Raw genomic sequence first — 16,360 nt, 5'->3', positions numbered from 1 at the left:
GCCGGCGCGCTGCTCGGCGCAGCGGCAGGCAATGCTGGCGTCGGCGCAGCAATCGGCGCGGGCGCGGGCCTGTTGTTTGGTAGTGCGGTTGGCGCGAACAATGCGCAAGCTACATCGGGCAGTCTGCAGGCACGCTACGACGCCGCCTACTCGCAATGTATGGCCTCGAAGGGCAACACCATTTCCCAGCCGGCCGTCTATAGCACGGTCCCGGCTTACGCTCCGCCCCCTGTTGCGTACGCACCGGCCCCCGTGGTTTATGGCTACCCGCAACGCTTCGGCTACTGGTCTTACTGATTGTCCTGGATCGCTCCGGTCTGATTCTGACGCGCCACACACTCCCTTTCGGATCACTCCGGCCGGGCGGATCGCATCGTAATCAACCCGCCGCGCCTGCGTCTGTCACGTTGGAGTCGTCTTCACTCGGTTGCACCGGGAGCATGCCCCTTTTTCGCATGACGGAGATAACGTCCTCCACCAGCACGGCTGCGAGCAGACTGCGGCCGTCGCGCTCGCGTCGAGCGTTCGTGCGATCGATCGCACGTTGAAGGTCGGAAGTCTCGGCAGCGATGAACACGGCCAGGCCGTATCCATATCGCTCGGCGAGCGCTTTGTCGAAAAAGTATTTCATGCTATCGCTTTCGATCAACTTAACAATTCGATAAAGCAGCGTCGCAAGCCGATTCGAGGCTGGAGCGAGCTTGGCTTTGCCCATGAAGCTGTTATCGACCGCGCAACTGGAAAGCTTTAGGGACGTGCGGTGAAGCAGAACAGCGAGATTGAAACGAGGATCCTATCTGGCGGTTTTGATTTGCGGATTCCAAGCCGGTCTCACACAGGCTCTGTCGTCACCTGGCCATTTTCGACGTGATGGACGAGCACGCCGAGATGAGCAGGCAACGCCTCGGTCAACCAAGGCGCCTTTGCAATCGCCCCCTTTAGATCGGCGTAGCCTGCGTGTCGGCGCTCAGCGATTGATTCGCGTGAGAATTCTGCGTCGCTCTCGGGGATTTGATCGGGACCTGGATGATAGATGACATGCACGATGTCTAGTCGCTGGGTGCGCAGTATCGGATCATCCGGCACGGCGACGGATTCCGCAGCATTGCGCGCATTCAGCAGTTGCGCCGCCTGATCTAATCTGACCTTGTTCGCAACGGACTTGAGGTGGTAATCGGCTCGGCTGGCATACTCGATTTGCTTCATCCGCCAAAAGACCGCGTTCATGTTTCTGGGTGCCTTGCCGGCGGCGTTCCATAGATCGATCATGAACACGACGAGGTGAGCATGATTGGACTCCTTGATGATTTCGTCCAAGGGCGTATTCGATACGCAAGCGCCGTCCCAATACAACTTGCCATCCACAAGTGTCGCGGGGAAACCGGGCGGCAGGGACCCACTGGCCAACACGTGCGCGGGTCCGATAACGTCATGCGTGCTGTCGAAATAATGAATGTTGCCCGTTTCGATTTCGGTCGCACCGAGACTCAGTCGCACAGCCGTTTTTCGGTCTATGGGGAACTCCGCGAAACGCCGCAGCGTGGACATTAACGGCGTCGTGTCGTAAAAGCTCACCTCTTGCGGTGGCATGTCAGGAGCGAGTGTAGAAACAGGGTTACGGGGCATGAAGAAGTTAGGTTGCCCGAACAAAAGGGCATTTGCATAACTCGCCGCATTATGCAAAAAGCGCAATTGAAGAGCATGGGCGGGTAGACAAACGTCCGGCCATGAAATGTCGTTCCAAAGTCCCTCCAGCTTGGCGACACGGTGCTCCGGCGCATTGCCAGCGATTACCGCTGCATTGAAGGCACCGATCGAAGTACCGCACACCCAGTCAGGTAGCCAACCCTCTTCCGCAAGCGCTTCATAGGCGCCAATGTGATAAGCGCCCAGGCCGCCGCCGCCTTGCAAGGCAAGCGCTATTGCCGGTTTCGCCGCGCCGGACGTTGACACAGTACCTGTGGACATGGCGGACCTCGGGTAGCGGGGTTGATGTGGTTAAAGCGTAGTCTGACTTTTTATATTCTGCATGCTGGATCCCCGCATTTTTCGCAGCCTCCGATCACAGCAAGCGCAGCTTCGGTCTGAAGTCGCCAGCTGACCTGCCGAGGTCAAGTACGACCCAGTGAAGAACTGAAATGATCGGACCGCATCGCTCAAATCATGAGACATTCCCGGTCGGCCGGAGACACTCGCTGGCGATTCGCATCATAGTGACGCTCGCCGCTCAATCAGCATCGACGTCTCGTAGAGTTTCAAGCAGATCACAGAGGCGGCGGCCCATCTCAGCATTCAGATTCCGCATCAGTTTCGCGTCGAGGGTTGGCATCGTCGTGCGCAGATGATCGAGCGCATCCGGCGATATCTCCAGCAAAACCGTGGGCGTATCGGCCATGAGCTTTACCACGCGTCGTCGCTCCAGCATCAACGGTATTTCGCCGAGCGCCGTGCCGGCCTGATAACTGGCCGCGCGCACCGTCTTGCCGTCCTTCTCCCACAGGACACTGAGCCGCCCTCGCGCCACCAGGATCAAGCCATCACCCGCACCATCGCCTTGGGTCACGACATCACCGGCGGCAAAGGATTTGCGCATCGCCAACCGCGCAACCACCGCGCGCTCGTCATCGTCCATGTTCTGAGTCAACGGAAACGCGGCCAGCCCGATTTCCTCATCGATATCCGGCGTGACCAGCTTGTCGAGCAGTTCGTCTTCCGCCCGGGATAGCGCGGCGTCCGTGCTTTCAAATACGCGCCCCTCAGCCTCCGGTTTCGTCAGTCCCCACTCCACCAGAAACTTCCGGCGACGTCCCTCGGCAAAAAGCGGCGCAAGAAACAGACGCCTGCCGGACCTAACCAGCAATTCATCGAGGCGCTTTAACATCAATACGCCGCTGCTGTCGAAATGGCTGATGCGTTTCAGGTCGAGCAACACCCAGTCGCTGCCGGATAATTCGTCTCCCACGACTCGCTCCACCCGCTCCGCCGAGCCGAAGAAGAGCGGGCCATCAAGTTCGACGATAGCGATCCGGTGACCGTGCTGGCCAAGTGCTTCAAGCGATGCACGCGATCTTCCCGTTCTGGAGCGAAGCTGCGTTGCGTGTTGTACGCGGCGGATCATCTGGGCATTCGAGCGATAGATGAATGCGATCAACGCAGCGGCGAAACCCGCACCCAGCGCAACCAGTACGTTGGTGAAGACGACCAGCGCGGTCACGACAAACACCAGCGCCAGGTTGAGCAAAATCTCCCATCGGGTCGAAGAATGGCCGCCATAACCCACTCCGAGCAGCAGTTGATGCGTCCACTTGTCCATCGCCTCCGCGCTGGTCACGATCACCACACCGGCCATGACCGACAGTGGGATCAGGCCGACAATCCGGTTCAATCCATAGGACAGCGCCAGAAGCACGCATGCGTACGCAAGGTTCGCGAACTGTGTACGTCCGCCGCTTGCGTGGACGATTCGGGTAATGTTTGGCGATCCTCCGCTGGGGCCGCCGCCAAACAGTGCAGAGACGATGTTGGAGGCGCCTTGCACGATCAGTTCACGATTACTGCTGTGGCGCGCCCCGAAGAGCTGCTCAGTGCTCGAAATGCTCAGCAAGGACTGTATTGACGATACGAGCGCAAGCGTGATGCCGGTCGCCAGTATCACAGCGGCGTGATTGTGAAAACCCGCGGAGGTGACGAAGTTCAGGATGTCAGTGGTACGCAGGATCAGCGGTATGCCAGGCGGGAGCGCTCCGATAACCGCACCCAGGTCCTCGTGGGGAATAAACCGCAAGCACAGCATATGAAGTGCCGTACCGCCAAACAGACCAATCAATGCTGCTGGAATTGGCCCACTTCTTTTCTTCGCAAGTATGACGAATGCGCCGGATACGATGGCGAATCCCAATGCCCACCAGTTGACCGGCACAGTACCGCTCATCGCCCTCAGCAGTTCCTCCGGCCCCTCGATCGCGAGAGCGCGGGGAAGCTGATTGAGGATAATCTGGATCGCAAATCCGTTAATGAAGCCCGCGAGGACGGGATACGGAACAAACTTCACAAGCATACCCAGGCGCGACACACCCAGAATTGACTGCACGATGCCAGACACGAGTAAGGCGGCGCACGCGACAATTACGAGCGCAGCGCCACCACCACTTCCTGCTGCAAACAAGGGATCCGTGGCTACGCTCGCGATCAATCCGGACAAAATAGCCGCATGCGTTGTTTTCGGCGAATTCATGTGCAATGGCGTTCCGCCTGACAGCGCCGACACAATCGCCGCCACCACCGCCGCGACAAAGGCCGCCGATATACCGGCCGTCACCCACGCTGAACCCATGCTTTCGTACAGCACGGCGCCACAACTGAGGATGATAGGGACGACGGTCAAAGCACCCGCGAGACCGCCTGCGGCGTCCTGGGCGACCGCTCGGAGCCGAGCTGATTTCATGTTCGCCGACCCTCCTCGCAAACACAGCCCATTGTTTCCGCCTCATCGGACCGCTGCTCCGCTCGCGCTGGCACGCCGGTGAACTGCCCGGGCCTCGATTACCTCGATGGTAACGCGCCGAAAATCCGGGTCGGCGAGATCGCGCGTGAAGTACTGAGCGACTATTCTTTTGCCGCGATGATTTCGACTTCGACCAGCATCTCAGGCCAGACGAGCTGTGGAATGATCAAGAGCATCGAAGCGGGCCGAGCCCCGTTCAGGAAGCGGTTTCGCACCTGTGCGTAGCTGGGAATGTCGTCCGCGCGCGTGAGGTACTGCGTGACCTTCACGATGTCGGTCACGGTCATACCCGCCGCCTCCAGTTCGCGCAGACAATTCTCCCAGGCGAGTTCGCTCTGAGCGTTGATGCCCGTTGGAAGCTCGCCGGAGGGTGAAAGTCCAGGATTGCCGGATGTGAATAACCACCTCTGACCTGGACGTGTTTCGATCGAATCGCTATATGCGCCAATCTGACTGGCGACACCAACATCGTGGATGATATGTGCCATTTTGAAACTCCGGGTCCGAGCTTAATAACACTACACATAAGCTCGTCGCGCGGCAACATTGATTCGTTCACGTGCGCGTGATCTCAGAGCCGGTACTCACTCTCAGCGTTGTCGTGGAACAAGGTGCGTCGCTCATCGGTTGCGGGCGGCGACTCTGCGCCCGCTCATTCATGCATCCCCGGTCGATCGCTGGGCGGGAATCCGGTAGATGACAGACCTGTACTTCGGCGTCACGCGGCTTCCTATGATGACACCGCCTAACGATTCGGCGATGCGTCGGCTGGGATGGTTTTCTTCCGCAACCGGATAAACAAAGCTTTCAAAACCAATGGTTCGCGTTGCCCAATCCGCAACCAGCATCACGGCTTCCCGGCCAAAACCGTGCCGATGATGATCCTCGCGAATCCAGATACCGAGTTCCGGAGTCTCGGTCGTTGCGCGGTGAAGGCCGGTCAAGCCAAGGAAGCTTCGGTCAACGCGTCGACGTATCACGAACACATAGTCCGATCCATCGTCTATGGACGGTAGCCAGGACTGCCAAACAACATCGAATTTGTCCCGCGACGCCGGCGGCTCCCACGCCATATAACGTGTCAGTGAAGGCGTAATGCAGGAGAACGCCTCATGCGCATCGTTAGGCGTAAACGGTTTGATCGAGAGTCTGGACGATTCAATCTGAATTTCTGTCGGCAGTGGCGACATCGCGCGTCTTCCGTCGAGGTTATTCTGGATGCGTCGATTGTCGGCGAACCGGGAACCTGTGTCGAATGGCTATGCGGGGCCGAAAACCGCGTAACGAATAATCCAGCCAATCACCGCTCACTCCTCGGATTGAACTGACTCGATGAGATTGTTACGCAGCATCACGATCGCCCTCTGCACCTTCGCGAACTCGTCCGGCGACAGACCCGTCGCTTCGACGAGGTTCATAGTCATGCCTTTTTCGCGCAGCCGCCGGCCGCTTTTCGTGAGGCTGACCCGCACCTGGCGTTCGTCTTCGGCATCCCGCTGCCGGTCCACATAACCCATCGCTTCGAGCTTCTTCAAAATCGGCGTGAGCGTGTTGGATGCCAGAAACAGCTTCTCACCCAGACCGCTGACTGTCTGGTCTTCTTCCTCCCATAGCGCAATGATCGTAATGTATTGCGGATAGGTCAGCCCAAGCTGATCGAGGATAGATTTGTACGCCTTGCCGAACGCAAGATTCGCAGAGTAAACCGCGAAGCACAGGAAGTCGGAAAGCGGCGGCGTCGCGGTGGACGATTGGTCCGTGGATTTCATTGGCATCCTCGTTGGCTAAAGGCTGATGTCTGAGATGACAGCATTCTATATCGCATGCGATTGGATCGCAATAGATTAAACATGAGCCTGCCGCCGCGTCAACGTAACCCATGATGCCTCATGGAGATTCGGCGCTTTCCAAGGATGCCGCCGCAAACCTGGCGGCCTTGAACCGTGGAACATGGTTCAAGGCCGCTCGCGATCATGAGTTCGCCTTACCGGATCTGCGACTCAACCCGCTGCCTTGGCTTCACGTACCGGCAATTTCCAGCCTGGCCGGATGAAGTGACAGGTGTATCCGTTGGGAAGCCGCTCCAGATAGTCCTGATGTTCCGGCTCAGCTTCCCAGAAGGGGCCCGCGGCAACGATTTCAGTGACGACCTTGCCGGGCCAAAGGCCGGATGCGTCGGCGTCCGCCACGGTGTTCACGGCCACCTGCTTCTGCTCGTCGTTGAGATAGAAGATCGCCGAGCGATAGCTCGTCCCGATGTCGTTGCCCTGGCGGTTGACGGTTGTCGGATCGTGGATCTGGAAGAAAAATTCGAGAATCTGGCGATAGCTGATCTGGCTCGGGTCGAACACGATCTCGATGCCCTCGGCGTGCGTGCCATGATTACGATAAGTGGCATTGGGCACGTCACCACCGGTGTAGCCGACTCGCGTCGACAGCACGCCGGGGTAGCGCCGCAGCAGGTCCTGCATGCCCCAGAAACACCCGCCAGCCAGAACGGCGGTTTCAGTTTGCGTCGTCATATTCGTTTCTCTCCGTGAGTGGCGATATGCCACCAAGTACATCAATCTTCAATGCGTTAGCTCGCCGGCTCTCAGCTGATGCGCCGGCCGGAATGGCTTCGCCCACCTTGGTTGCATATGGGGGCAGCGCTGTTTACCACAATATGCATGGCAGGCCGAGAGCGGTCCAGCGCTGTCTTTGCCTCAGTCCGGCATGCGATACAAAGCGCAGAGCTTGTTGCCGTCCGGGTCGCGCAGATAGGCGAGATACAGGCCGCCCGCCTGCGCGCCGCGCACGCCGGGTGGGTCTTCGACCGATGCGCCACCCTGGGCGACCCCGGCAGCATGCCAGAGATCGACCTGGTCAGCAGACTGGCAGACAAAACCGATTGTGCCACCATTGGCGTGGGTAGCCGGCTGCTGGTCGAGCGGTTGGGTAATGATGAAAAGACCATGATCGCCGTGATAGAGATACCGCCGGCACGGACCGTAATCGCCGTTAACACCTTCCCCGTGACCGATCGCGCATCGTGAGCGATGACGCGCGTCAGCCTTGCGACGCGGTGAGCGATGCTTGCCGTGCGGGATTACGCCGTGACGACGTTCAGCGCAACCTCGATGTTGCCGTGTACAGCCTTCGAGTACGGGCAGATTTGATGGGCCGCGTGTGCGATTGCCTCGACGACGGCCTTTTCAACGCCCGGCACGCGGATGGTGAACTGGGCGCCGAGGAACCAGGCGGCGCCGGTTTGGCCCACGTCGACCTGGATATCCACGGAATAGTCGGCCGGCAGCGTGACCTTCTTCAGCGATGCGGCAATTCCGAAGGCAGTGATGTAACAGGCCGACCAGGCGCCCGCGAACAACTGCTCGGCGGTCGGGTGTGGCAGAGCCGCGATCAACTCAAGGTCGTCACCGCCGGGCGCTGACAGCTTGATGTCGAGGACGCCGTGGTCGCCGCGCTGCAGGCGGGGGTCGCGGTTGATGGTGGTGTGGGTCGTGCCGGAGAAGAGAACTTTGTCGATCTTGGTCATGATGAATTCCTTGATGGATATGAGGTGTTAATCTTCTTTACTCTCATGCGTTTGAATCGCATGCGATTTTCTATGGAAGCCGACAATCGAAAAGCGGCCTGATCCGTACCGATTTTTTTGGCATCTAAGGATCGCAGATCGGCGGCAGCCCAAAAGATCATGCGCGGGCGGACAGGCGGCTCCGAAAACGCGAGCAATGTTTCTTCTCATCGCCGCGCCAGAAGCGTCAAACCCCCGCCAATGCTGAGCCGCGCGCTAACACGAGACACCGCCTCGACGCGAGTTTTCCAATCGAGCAATTACTCGCAAAATTAGCCCTGTGGAAAGCCATCCGACCGGCATCAGTGCATAGGGGCCGGTCGGACGCCACGCTCTCCACGCCACCGTTCAACCTTTCTGCGAGATCGATGATGAATCTTCACAAAGAAGCGAAGCTGAACCACTTGAGCTTCCCCACCACCAACGTAGCCGAGACGGCTGCATTCTTTGAGAAATACCTCGGCTGCGAAATCGTCGCCGCCGGCGAGCATCGCCTGCTTAAGCGCAACGGCTTCGACATTGTTCTGGAGCACGTTACGGAAGAAGTGCCGGTCTGGCCGAAAAACTTCCATTTCGGCCTTGAAGTCGACAGTCTCGATGACGTCCACACTCTCTATCGGGAATTCCTGGAGGGCGGCGTTCGGATGGAGTCGGAGGTCTTCAACAACACACGTGGATCGCGGTTCTTTTGCCGTGCGCCGGGCGGCGTGCTGATCGAGGTCAACACACGCGCGGACATGCAGGAGCAGTGGCGGAAATTGTTCTAACAAGCGGTGCAATTTCCATCCAACGCCTCAGTCACGCGGGGACGATGGGGATAGCGGCCACGCGTCTTCAGGGTGCCAAACCCCAAACGCAGTTCTTGTAAAACTGCCGTAAGCGTTAACGTCAACCAACGCGCCAGTGAATCCGCCGCTGCGGTGTCTTTAGCGGAACCGCTGCAAAGACGGATCGGTAATCGGTTGTTCCGGCAGATTCAACATGCCCGGCAATGAGCTCAAAGGCGGCAAGCCACTGACATCTGCCCACCGGCCGCCACTTGCCTGGTAGATGATCGTCGGCGTGCCATCGAAGCCGAAGTCCTTAAACATCCTGGCATTGCCATCCAGCTTGGTTTGCGTCGCGGACGGTACATTTGCCAGCGGCTTGATCCCGCCAGACTCGTCTTTCTCAGAGAATTTCGTCTCGAGTTCGTGCATCAATGCCGGCCCGTTCTGCGCCTGTAGCAATGCGGCGGCCTTTCCCGGGGAATCCGGTTTCAGGAAGCCCATCGGAATCCAATGCACCTGCAACCCGGCAGCCTCGTAGGGTTGGAGCGCTTTCCACGCGTAGTGACAGAAGATGCAGTTCGGGTCCATAAAGACGTAGATCGTCGATTTGACGTTCTTGCCCGACGCTCCCTCGACGATCGCCGGCGCGTTCTCAAACGTCGCGGCATCTGACGCGGGCAGGTAATTGGGCGCCGGCTGCTTCGCCGCCAGTGCAAAACCAGACGACACAACTGCCACCGCGGCAACCACAAGTCTTACAGATTTGAACATCAGGCCCTCCCATTCGAAACAGGAAGAACTGTATCAGTTGCGCAGATTGCGGGCTGTCGAGGACGGCAGATCCCCACACCCGAGGATATTCGCCTACTCGACCTTGACCCAAACCAATACGGCCGAGCTTTGCTTGCCGGTCATTGGGTTCTTCGCGGGCAGCGTTCTTATGTACAAGCAGTTGCCGTCGATTCTGAACTGACGCACTTGAGTCGTCCCTGTCCACGACTGGTTCCACGAGGCCTCAATATGGTGGCTTACTTTGTCGCCCTCAATACTGTAGGTCCCTGCGTATGCGATCAGCCCGTTGTAGAGATCGACGCGTTCCGCATCGGTTGGAACGAGCGTCTCGGGCGTCCTTCGCCCCTCCTTGAGCAAGATGGCGGACATCCGGCAGTCAGGCCCATAGGAGAGATAGCCGCTGGGGTGCGCGCCGAACAAATCGGTCTTCTCGCCGGTCGCCAGGTCTTCGTCCGTGAAGGACTGTAGCTTCCAGGTGCCGAGTTGCGGGCCGGTGCAGTTCGGCTGATGTTGCGCGACAGTAGGGAGATTCATCGAGTTTGCCCTCCGATTAAATCGCCGGTCTATACGGCCCGAACCAGGGATTTATCAGGCTCCGCTAGCCGGATATCCACCGGACCGATTCCACAAATGGCGATCACTACTGGCTCCGCTTCACCACGCGGGACGCCGTCGTAATGCCAGGTTCGTGCAATGCGCCGCACGAAGGTGCCGGCCCGTACCGGGACCGTGTGTGCGGGATCGAAGTCCGCACCGCTGTTGATCCACCAGGTGCCTGACACGACGACACATAAACGATCCGTGGCATAGCTGTGTGGTCTCGCGGGTGCCTGTCGTGTCACGCAGCCCGCAGGGATATTCCATAGGTAACAGAGTTAGCATCAGATGATTGAAAATCTAACACGAGCCTGGAACGGATATCCTCCGAATACCTTGCGAAACTCTTCCGTCACCTGGCCCCTGTTGGCTGCTTTTTGTTCACACTGTCGATTTTGAACATGCCCGTTCGTCGTGATGATATCTACCGAACGCGTGGAGGCACCATGCAGCGCAGTCAGAGCGAAACGACCTCTCGAAACGCAGACGAAACGACCGGCAACTATCGGTGGGTGATCGTGATTGCGGGTGCCATCATGACCTGCGTCGCAATCGGCGCGATGTTCTCGCTAGCAATCTTTCTGCAGCCGATCTCCAGTGCGACGGACTGGTCTCGCGCGGGCATCTCCAGCGGCATGACGCTCAATTTCCTTGTGATGGGCGTGAGCGGCTTCGGGTGGGGGGCGTTGAGCGACCGGATTGGTGCACGGCCCGTCGTAACAGTTGGTGCAGTGTTGCTTGGGCTCGCGTTGGTACTCGCGAGTCGCGCCACCTCGCTGCTTCAGTTTCAACTGACTTACGGCATCCTCGTGGGACTCGCCGCCAGCGCGTTCTTCGCGCCGATGATCGCAGCGACCACCGTGTGGTTCGAGCGGCAGCGCAGCCTTGCCGTGTCGCTCGTTTCAGCAGGTATGGGCGTCGCGCCGATGACCATCTCGCCGTTCGCCCGCTGGCTGATCTCAGCGTACGACTGGCGCACCGCAATGCTGGTCATCGGTGTCATGGTCTGGCTCGTGCTGCTGCCGACGTCGCTGCTCGTGCGTCGGCCTCCCGTGCAGACGGCGACCGCTAACGGCAATGCAGCCGACAGTGCGGCAGCGCCCCCCATGCGCGTCGCGCAAGCACTGCGAACGCGCCAGTTTCTCGTGCTTGGTCTGACCTTCTTCGCATGCTGCGCCGCCCACTCGGGGCCGATCTTTCATATGGTGAGCTACGCAATCCTGTGTGGCGTTCCGCCAATGGCGGCGGTCAGCATCTATAGCGTCGAAGGGCTGTCCGGTCTCGGCGGTCGGGTGTTGCTCGGCGTGCTCGCAGACCGAGTCGGCGTCAAGCCTGTTCTCGTCACAGGACTCATGGTGCAGGCGCTCGTGATCAGCCTCTATCTGTTTGCCCGCCGTCTGGAGACTTTCTACATGCTCGCGCTCGTGTTTGGAGCGGCCTACGGCGGCGTGATGCCGCTCTATGCGGTACTCGCACGCGAGTACTTCGGCACGCGCATCCTCGGCGCGGTGCTCGGCGCGGCGACCATGCTGTCGAGCCTCGGCATGGCGCTGGGACCGGTGACCGGTGGCTGGATCTACGACATGTCGGGCCAGTACACGTGGCTGTATCTCAGTTCATCGGTCGTAGGGCTTGGCGCCATGGCAATCGCATTCGCCTTTCCGCCACTACCGGGACATCAGCCGCAAACGCCGCCGCAGCCCACATAAGGCGACCCGCGCCGCCGCATCAGCCCTAGGGTTATCCACGATCCCAATCATGCCGTCGATGATCTCGCCTGGCCCACCTTGGGTACATTGATTAACGGGCCTAACGATTTTTTTCGCGTCTTCTGCATCCGTAATAAACGAAAGGACGTAAACGAGGAAAGCGCGAAAGCGCTCAGCGTGTAACACCCCCGAAAGTAATCGCAGAGCGCGATTTTCCCGACGATTTCGGCGGGTACCTGAGAGACTGCGCGGCTCTGACGCCCGCATGCTGCTCCCTCTCTCAGGTTCTAGCACGCCCTCGGAAATAGCTAGAACCTTTCAGCCTGCTTTCGCCGGCTTCTTTTTGCGCGCGGTCGACCCTTAAGACCGGACGCTCTTCCGTGCGACATCGCACCGACGGTAGTACTTAGCGATCCGTTCAATACAAACAATCCTGGAGTGGGGCCGTCCGCTACCGGGTCAAAAGGGGGGGACGCTCCGGATGTGTCAGCGCATGCGAGCGGACCGGCCGCCCCGCCTGCGCGTTCGCAATGAGAGTGATGCAACAGCGGGCTAACGAGAAAAACCTGAGGGACACTTCTCCATGAAAACAGTACTGAGGCGCATCCTTTCCGAATCGGCTTGTCTCGACGTGCCGATGGACACCGTCGCAGACGACGCAGATCTCTATGCAGCCGGCCTGACATCGCTTGCAACCGTGCAGGTGATACTGGCGATCGAAGGCGAATTTGGCTTTGAGATCCCCGACCGCATGCTCACTCGCCGCCTCTTTTCGAGTGTCGATTCGATCGCCGCAGCAGTCAACGAACTGCTACCGGTAAAGGCGTCAGCATGAACAACCCACTCGAGCATGACGCCATCGCCCGCAGCGGCACACCCGCGTCGACCGCTCCCACCGCGTCCAGATCCCAGCCCGGCTGGCGTGCAGCCGCTCAACGCGCCGCAGCCGTCGCCGCGCAATTCGCGAATGATGTCGACAGGGACGCGCGCTTCCCTGCTGAAGCAGTCGATGCACTGCGCCGCGAACGGTTGCTCTCGGCGATGGTGCCCAAGGCGTTTGGCGGTCCCGGACTAGGCGTCGTGGAAATCGGGGCGATCTGCGAAACGCTGGCGCAAGCTTGTGCATCGACCGCCATGATCTATGCGATGCACCAGATCGAGATTGCATGCATCGACAAATACGGCAGCAGTTTGCCTTGGCAACGGGCGTTGCTCGCTAAGGTTGTCGAGCATCAGTTGCTGCTGGCGTCAGCGACTTCCGAAGAAAACATTGGCGGCAATTTACGCACCAGTTCCTGCGCGATCCAGATCGACGGCGCGCGTTTTCGAATCGAAAAGCTGGCGCCGACGATCTCCTACGGCGCAAACGCCGACGGTATTCTGGTCACCGCCCGGCGCACGCCGGAGTCCCCTGCCGGCGACCAGGTGCTGATTGTCGTGCTCAAGGCGGAAACGCAACTCGAAAAGCGCGGCGAATGGGATTCGATGGGAATGCGCGGCACCTGCAGCGAAGGATTTCGCCTCGTCGCCACGGGCGTGGAGCAACAGATACTACCCACACCCTTTGCCGAGATCGCCGACCAGACCATGCTGCCTCTCTCGCACACGCTGTGGGCATCCGTGTGGACCGGTGTCGCCAGCGACGCGGTGAATCGGGCGAGTGCATTCTTTCGCGCCCAGGCGCGCTCGAAGCCCGGCTCCGCCCCACCGGCCGGGCCACGGCTCGCAGAGGCAGTGGGGCTGCTGCGTATGATGCAGGCACGCCTTGCCGCCGGTCTAGAGGCAGCGCAGCGCGTACATGAGACTGTAGACGACGCATGCCGGGCCGACACGCCGCTCTCTGCCATCTTGGGCTTCGCCACCGACATGAATACATTGAAAACCAGCCTCTCCAACACCGCGCTGCAAGTGGTGCAGGAAGTGCTGATGATCTGCGGCATGGCGGGCTACAAGAACGGCACCGAATACAGTGTCGGGCGCCATCTTCGTGATCTGTATTCCGCACCGCTAATGATCAGCAACGACCGGATCGCACAGAACACCGCGAATCTGCTGGCTGTACAGCGTTCGGTTGTATCGGGGGACAACTGAGTATGCTGAACTCGGGTGCGCCGGCGGCGGCAGATCTTGCACAACCAGGTTATGTTCGTGCCCTCACTGCCGCGGTGGACAATTGGCTCATACCGTTGAACTGGCGCGCGACGCCCGCGAATATGCACGTGAGTATGCGCAGTTCAGTCACTGGATGCTCAATGAAGGCTATCGGGCCTCGAGTGTATGAACGAGCAGCCACTCACGCACAGTGGAACCAATGACATCTGGATGATCTCCCTGCAAGTAGTGAATGCCGTGGCCAAGCTCCACCACTTTGCATTCCTGAATATTTTTCACAACGCGTCTGGCGACAGCGGGTGATGCCAAGGCGCCTGGATTCGCTGTGAAAAGCAGCTTCGGGTAAGAGGACTGCGCTAGCGCAATATGTGCCTGCTCCAAGCAGGGAATACACATCAGCGGGTTCTCCCGCGATCGGTAGTTCGTTCGGGAAACGCCAGGTGGGTCGCCGCGACTCGGGAGTAGGAAGCGGCGCTCGATAAACCGACATTTCCTCATCTGAGAGCTTTCGTATCGTTGCGCCGGGTAGAACCTGCTCAACGAATGCATTGCCCTGCAGAATCATCTCTTCACCTAGCCCGGGCGTTCTGAACGCCTGGAAGGTTTCGCGTGCATCCGGGTGAAAATCGTTTTTTTATGCGCAGAGAGTGCTGTTGCATCTAGCGCCGCGCCGTCATGCGACTTAAATCAGACCCAGCGTTGACGCTTTCAACGTAGCGGCCGCCCGCGTCGAACATTCGAGTTTGCGGAACACGCTTTCCACATGCGTGCGAACCGTGCTCGGACTCATACTGAGCGTTTTGGCGACTTCCTTGTTACTGGCGCCCTGGCTGATGTGCCACAAGACCTCGGCCTCACGCGGCGACAGGAGCGCACCTCGCCCCGGCTTGATGCGCTCAGCGCCCACTTCATAACCGTCCTTCTCGCAGGACAACAGGGCATGGACCGAGTCGGCGTCGAATAAGCCCGCCGCCGCCTGTTCATTCAGCAAGGCCGCAGCCTCGTCCGGGGGGAAAGCCGCGCGCCACGGACGCGGTGACAGCAACGCCACCCAGCTAGCAGCCGCAGCCAGCACGCGAGCCTCGCGGCCGAGCATGTTGCCCGTGGCGCCGCGAAAATAGCCCGCTCCGTCAAGCCGCTCATACGCCTGCGACGCAATTTCGGATTCGCGAGCGAGCGCGCCAATCTGCTTGCCAGCGCGTGCGGTCCAGTAAGGCACGAGGCGCACCTTTTCCCATGCCGCGGGAGACAGCCGCCCCGGCGTATTCCAGATCGCATTCGACACCGCCATGCGCCCCATGCCGTGAATCAAGCCGGCAAGATACGTGGTGCGACGAACCTCGTCGTCGAATCCTAGGCGCGCGCAACATCGCGCCGCCGCCTCGGCCACGCGCCGCGAGTAACCGGCCATCCACGGCAGTTTCAGGTCGATGACGTCGGCGATGATTTCGGGCGCGGTGACCTGTTGCATGGGTAGCGCGTCCAGCGGTTCGTCCCGCCCTGCCGCGCTTTGCTGATCGAGTTCGGTGAGCCATTCTCCCGCTTGCGCGCAGGCGATACGCGCAAGCAAGTCGGGATAGTAGCGGCCCGCTTTCTGCGCGATCAGTTTTTGCGCCGATTCCAGCCCATACACACGACTCAAGATTTCCAGGTCGCCTGCAAGCGCAACCATAAAAACCGCCTCAGGCACTCGTGCGCCTTCAACCCGCAGCGGCTGCCCACCGCCATCCCACTTCTCGAAGATGTTCCGCAAGGCGCTTTGGGTAGCACCCTCGAGACCAAGCATGCGCGCAATCTCCCCCGACACTTCGCAGTGGATCTCCGCCAGCAGCGTAATCGTAGCGTCAAGACGTCCCTGCGCTTCCGCCGCGCCGCCCCAGCCCGGCCGCATGGCAAGCATCGCTTCGCGTCCGCCGATATCGTCGCCCAGCATTTCCGAAAAGCCGGCCGCGTTCGCCGTGCAGCCTGACCAGCGCAGCAGTGAGACTTCTTTGACGACGCCGCATTGCGCATCGTCGTGGCCCGCTTCGGCCGCAAGCCGCCCGGCAAGCCAGCTGGTGCGCAGCGAATGATCCGTCGGCTGCCCCATGCTGAGGTCGCCGATGAACGCCAGCGCCTTCACGGCGTTGAGCGCCCGGATTGTTGAAACATCTGCCATGTAGGTGTCGACCTGTTTTAGTCCTGTCCGCCATTCCTCGGGAATCGGATGGGCATCCCAAAAGCGTTGCCGGCGCCTCGGTCATTTGACCGATACAGCAAGCCGCCGCATCAAGGCATCCTTCAATCCGCAATCTGACCCACT

General features: G+C 59.8%; 16 protein-coding genes and 1 pseudogene. 5 read left to right on the top strand and 12 right to left on the bottom strand.

What is annotated here, in order from left to right; translation table 11 throughout:
• Positions 1-297 (top strand): annotated as a pseudogene (locus WCA85_RS29030) (glycine zipper family protein); the annotation flags it as partial.
• A gap of 82 nt (positions 298-379) precedes the next feature.
• Here the strand turns inward: WCA85_RS29030 and WCA85_RS29025 are convergent.
• The 9 genes from WCA85_RS29025 to WCA85_RS28985 all read right to left on the bottom strand — a co-directional run bounded on the left by WCA85_RS29025 (position 380) and on the right by WCA85_RS28985 (position 8,039).
• Complete coding sequence (locus WCA85_RS29025; RefSeq protein ID WP_424068311.1) at positions 380-631, bottom strand: hypothetical protein; 252 nt, start codon at positions 629-631, stop codon at positions 380-382.
• Between the two features lie 200 nt (positions 632-831).
• Positions 832-1,968, bottom strand: a complete 1,137-nt coding sequence (locus WCA85_RS29020) for a patatin-like phospholipase family protein (protein WP_424068310.1) — start codon at positions 1,966-1,968, stop codon at positions 832-834.
• A 259-nt stretch (positions 1,969-2,227) separates the two neighbouring features.
• A complete protein-coding gene (locus tag WCA85_RS29015) occupies positions 2,228-4,444 on the bottom strand; it encodes a SulP family inorganic anion transporter (protein ID WP_424068309.1) in 2,217 nt (738 codons plus the stop codon).
• Between the two features lie 161 nt (positions 4,445-4,605).
• Complete coding sequence (locus WCA85_RS29010) at positions 4,606-4,992, bottom strand: RidA family protein (RefSeq protein ID WP_424068308.1); 387 nt, start codon at positions 4,990-4,992, stop codon at positions 4,606-4,608.
• Between the two features lie 168 nt (positions 4,993-5,160).
• Positions 5,161-5,694 (bottom strand): GNAT family N-acetyltransferase, encoded by a 534-nt coding sequence (locus WCA85_RS29005; RefSeq protein WP_424068307.1) that lies wholly within the window; start codon positions 5,692-5,694, stop codon positions 5,161-5,163.
• 117 nt (positions 5,695-5,811) lie between these two features.
• Complete coding sequence (locus WCA85_RS29000) at positions 5,812-6,273, bottom strand: MarR family winged helix-turn-helix transcriptional regulator (RefSeq protein ID WP_424068306.1); 462 nt, start codon at positions 6,271-6,273, stop codon at positions 5,812-5,814.
• Between the two features lie 231 nt (positions 6,274-6,504).
• A complete protein-coding gene (msrA, locus tag WCA85_RS28995) occupies positions 6,505-7,026 on the bottom strand; it encodes a peptide-methionine (S)-S-oxide reductase MsrA (protein ID WP_424068305.1) in 522 nt (173 codons plus the stop codon).
• A gap of 183 nt (positions 7,027-7,209) precedes the next feature.
• A complete protein-coding gene (locus WCA85_RS28990) occupies positions 7,210-7,446 on the bottom strand; it encodes a VOC family protein (protein ID WP_424068314.1) in 237 nt (78 codons plus the stop codon).
• Positions 7,447-7,592: 146 nt separating this feature from the next.
• Complete coding sequence (locus tag WCA85_RS28985) at positions 7,593-8,039, bottom strand: Ohr family peroxiredoxin (RefSeq protein ID WP_424068304.1); 447 nt, start codon at positions 8,037-8,039, stop codon at positions 7,593-7,595.
• Positions 8,040-8,449: 410 nt separating this feature from the next.
• On the opposite strand from WCA85_RS28985, the gene WCA85_RS28980 reads away from it, so the two are divergent.
• The gene (locus WCA85_RS28980) at positions 8,450-8,845 is read left to right on the top strand and encodes a VOC family protein (protein WP_424068303.1); all 396 of its coding nucleotides are present in this window, start codon (positions 8,450-8,452) and stop codon (positions 8,843-8,845) included.
• Positions 8,846-9,004: 159 nt separating this feature from the next.
• Here WCA85_RS28980 and WCA85_RS28975 read toward each other — a convergent pair whose 3' ends face one another.
• A complete protein-coding gene (locus WCA85_RS28975) occupies positions 9,005-9,619 on the bottom strand; it encodes a thioredoxin fold domain-containing protein (RefSeq protein ID WP_424068302.1) in 615 nt (204 codons plus the stop codon).
• 93 nt (positions 9,620-9,712) lie between these two features.
• Complete coding sequence (locus WCA85_RS28970) at positions 9,713-10,174, bottom strand: lipocalin-like domain-containing protein (RefSeq protein ID WP_424068301.1); 462 nt, start codon at positions 10,172-10,174, stop codon at positions 9,713-9,715.
• Between the two features lie 509 nt (positions 10,175-10,683).
• Between WCA85_RS28970 and WCA85_RS28965 the strand changes: the two genes are divergently transcribed.
• The 3 genes from WCA85_RS28965 (at position 10,684) to WCA85_RS28955 (ending at position 14,037) form a co-directional block, all read left to right on the top strand.
• Positions 10,684-11,946 (top strand): MFS transporter, encoded by a 1,263-nt coding sequence (locus WCA85_RS28965; protein WP_424068300.1) that lies wholly within the window; start codon positions 10,684-10,686, stop codon positions 11,944-11,946.
• Positions 11,947-12,529: 583 nt separating this feature from the next.
• Positions 12,530-12,781, top strand: coding sequence for an acyl carrier protein (locus WCA85_RS28960; RefSeq protein ID WP_424068299.1), 252 nt, complete (start codon positions 12,530-12,532; stop codon positions 12,779-12,781).
• Positions 12,778-14,037: an acyl-CoA dehydrogenase family protein gene (locus WCA85_RS28955; RefSeq protein ID WP_424068298.1), complete on the top strand. Its 1,260-nt coding sequence runs from the start codon at positions 12,778-12,780 to the stop codon at positions 14,035-14,037. The genes WCA85_RS28960 and WCA85_RS28955 overlap by 4 nt, the downstream gene beginning before the upstream one ends.
• Before the next feature lie 703 nt (positions 14,038-14,740).
• Here WCA85_RS28955 and WCA85_RS28950 read toward each other — a convergent pair.
• Positions 14,741-16,216 (bottom strand): HD domain-containing phosphohydrolase, encoded by a 1,476-nt coding sequence (locus WCA85_RS28950; RefSeq protein ID WP_424068297.1) that lies wholly within the window; start codon positions 16,214-16,216, stop codon positions 14,741-14,743.
• Positions 16,217-16,360 lie beyond the last annotated feature (144 nt).

Origin of the sequence: Paraburkholderia sp., assembly GCF_049581445.1 — a bacterium.
Taxonomy (GTDB): Bacteria; Pseudomonadota; Gammaproteobacteria; order Burkholderiales; family Burkholderiaceae; genus Paraburkholderia.
Note: the sequence above shows the minus strand (reverse complement) of the source record. Positions and strands in the feature narration are given on the sequence as shown.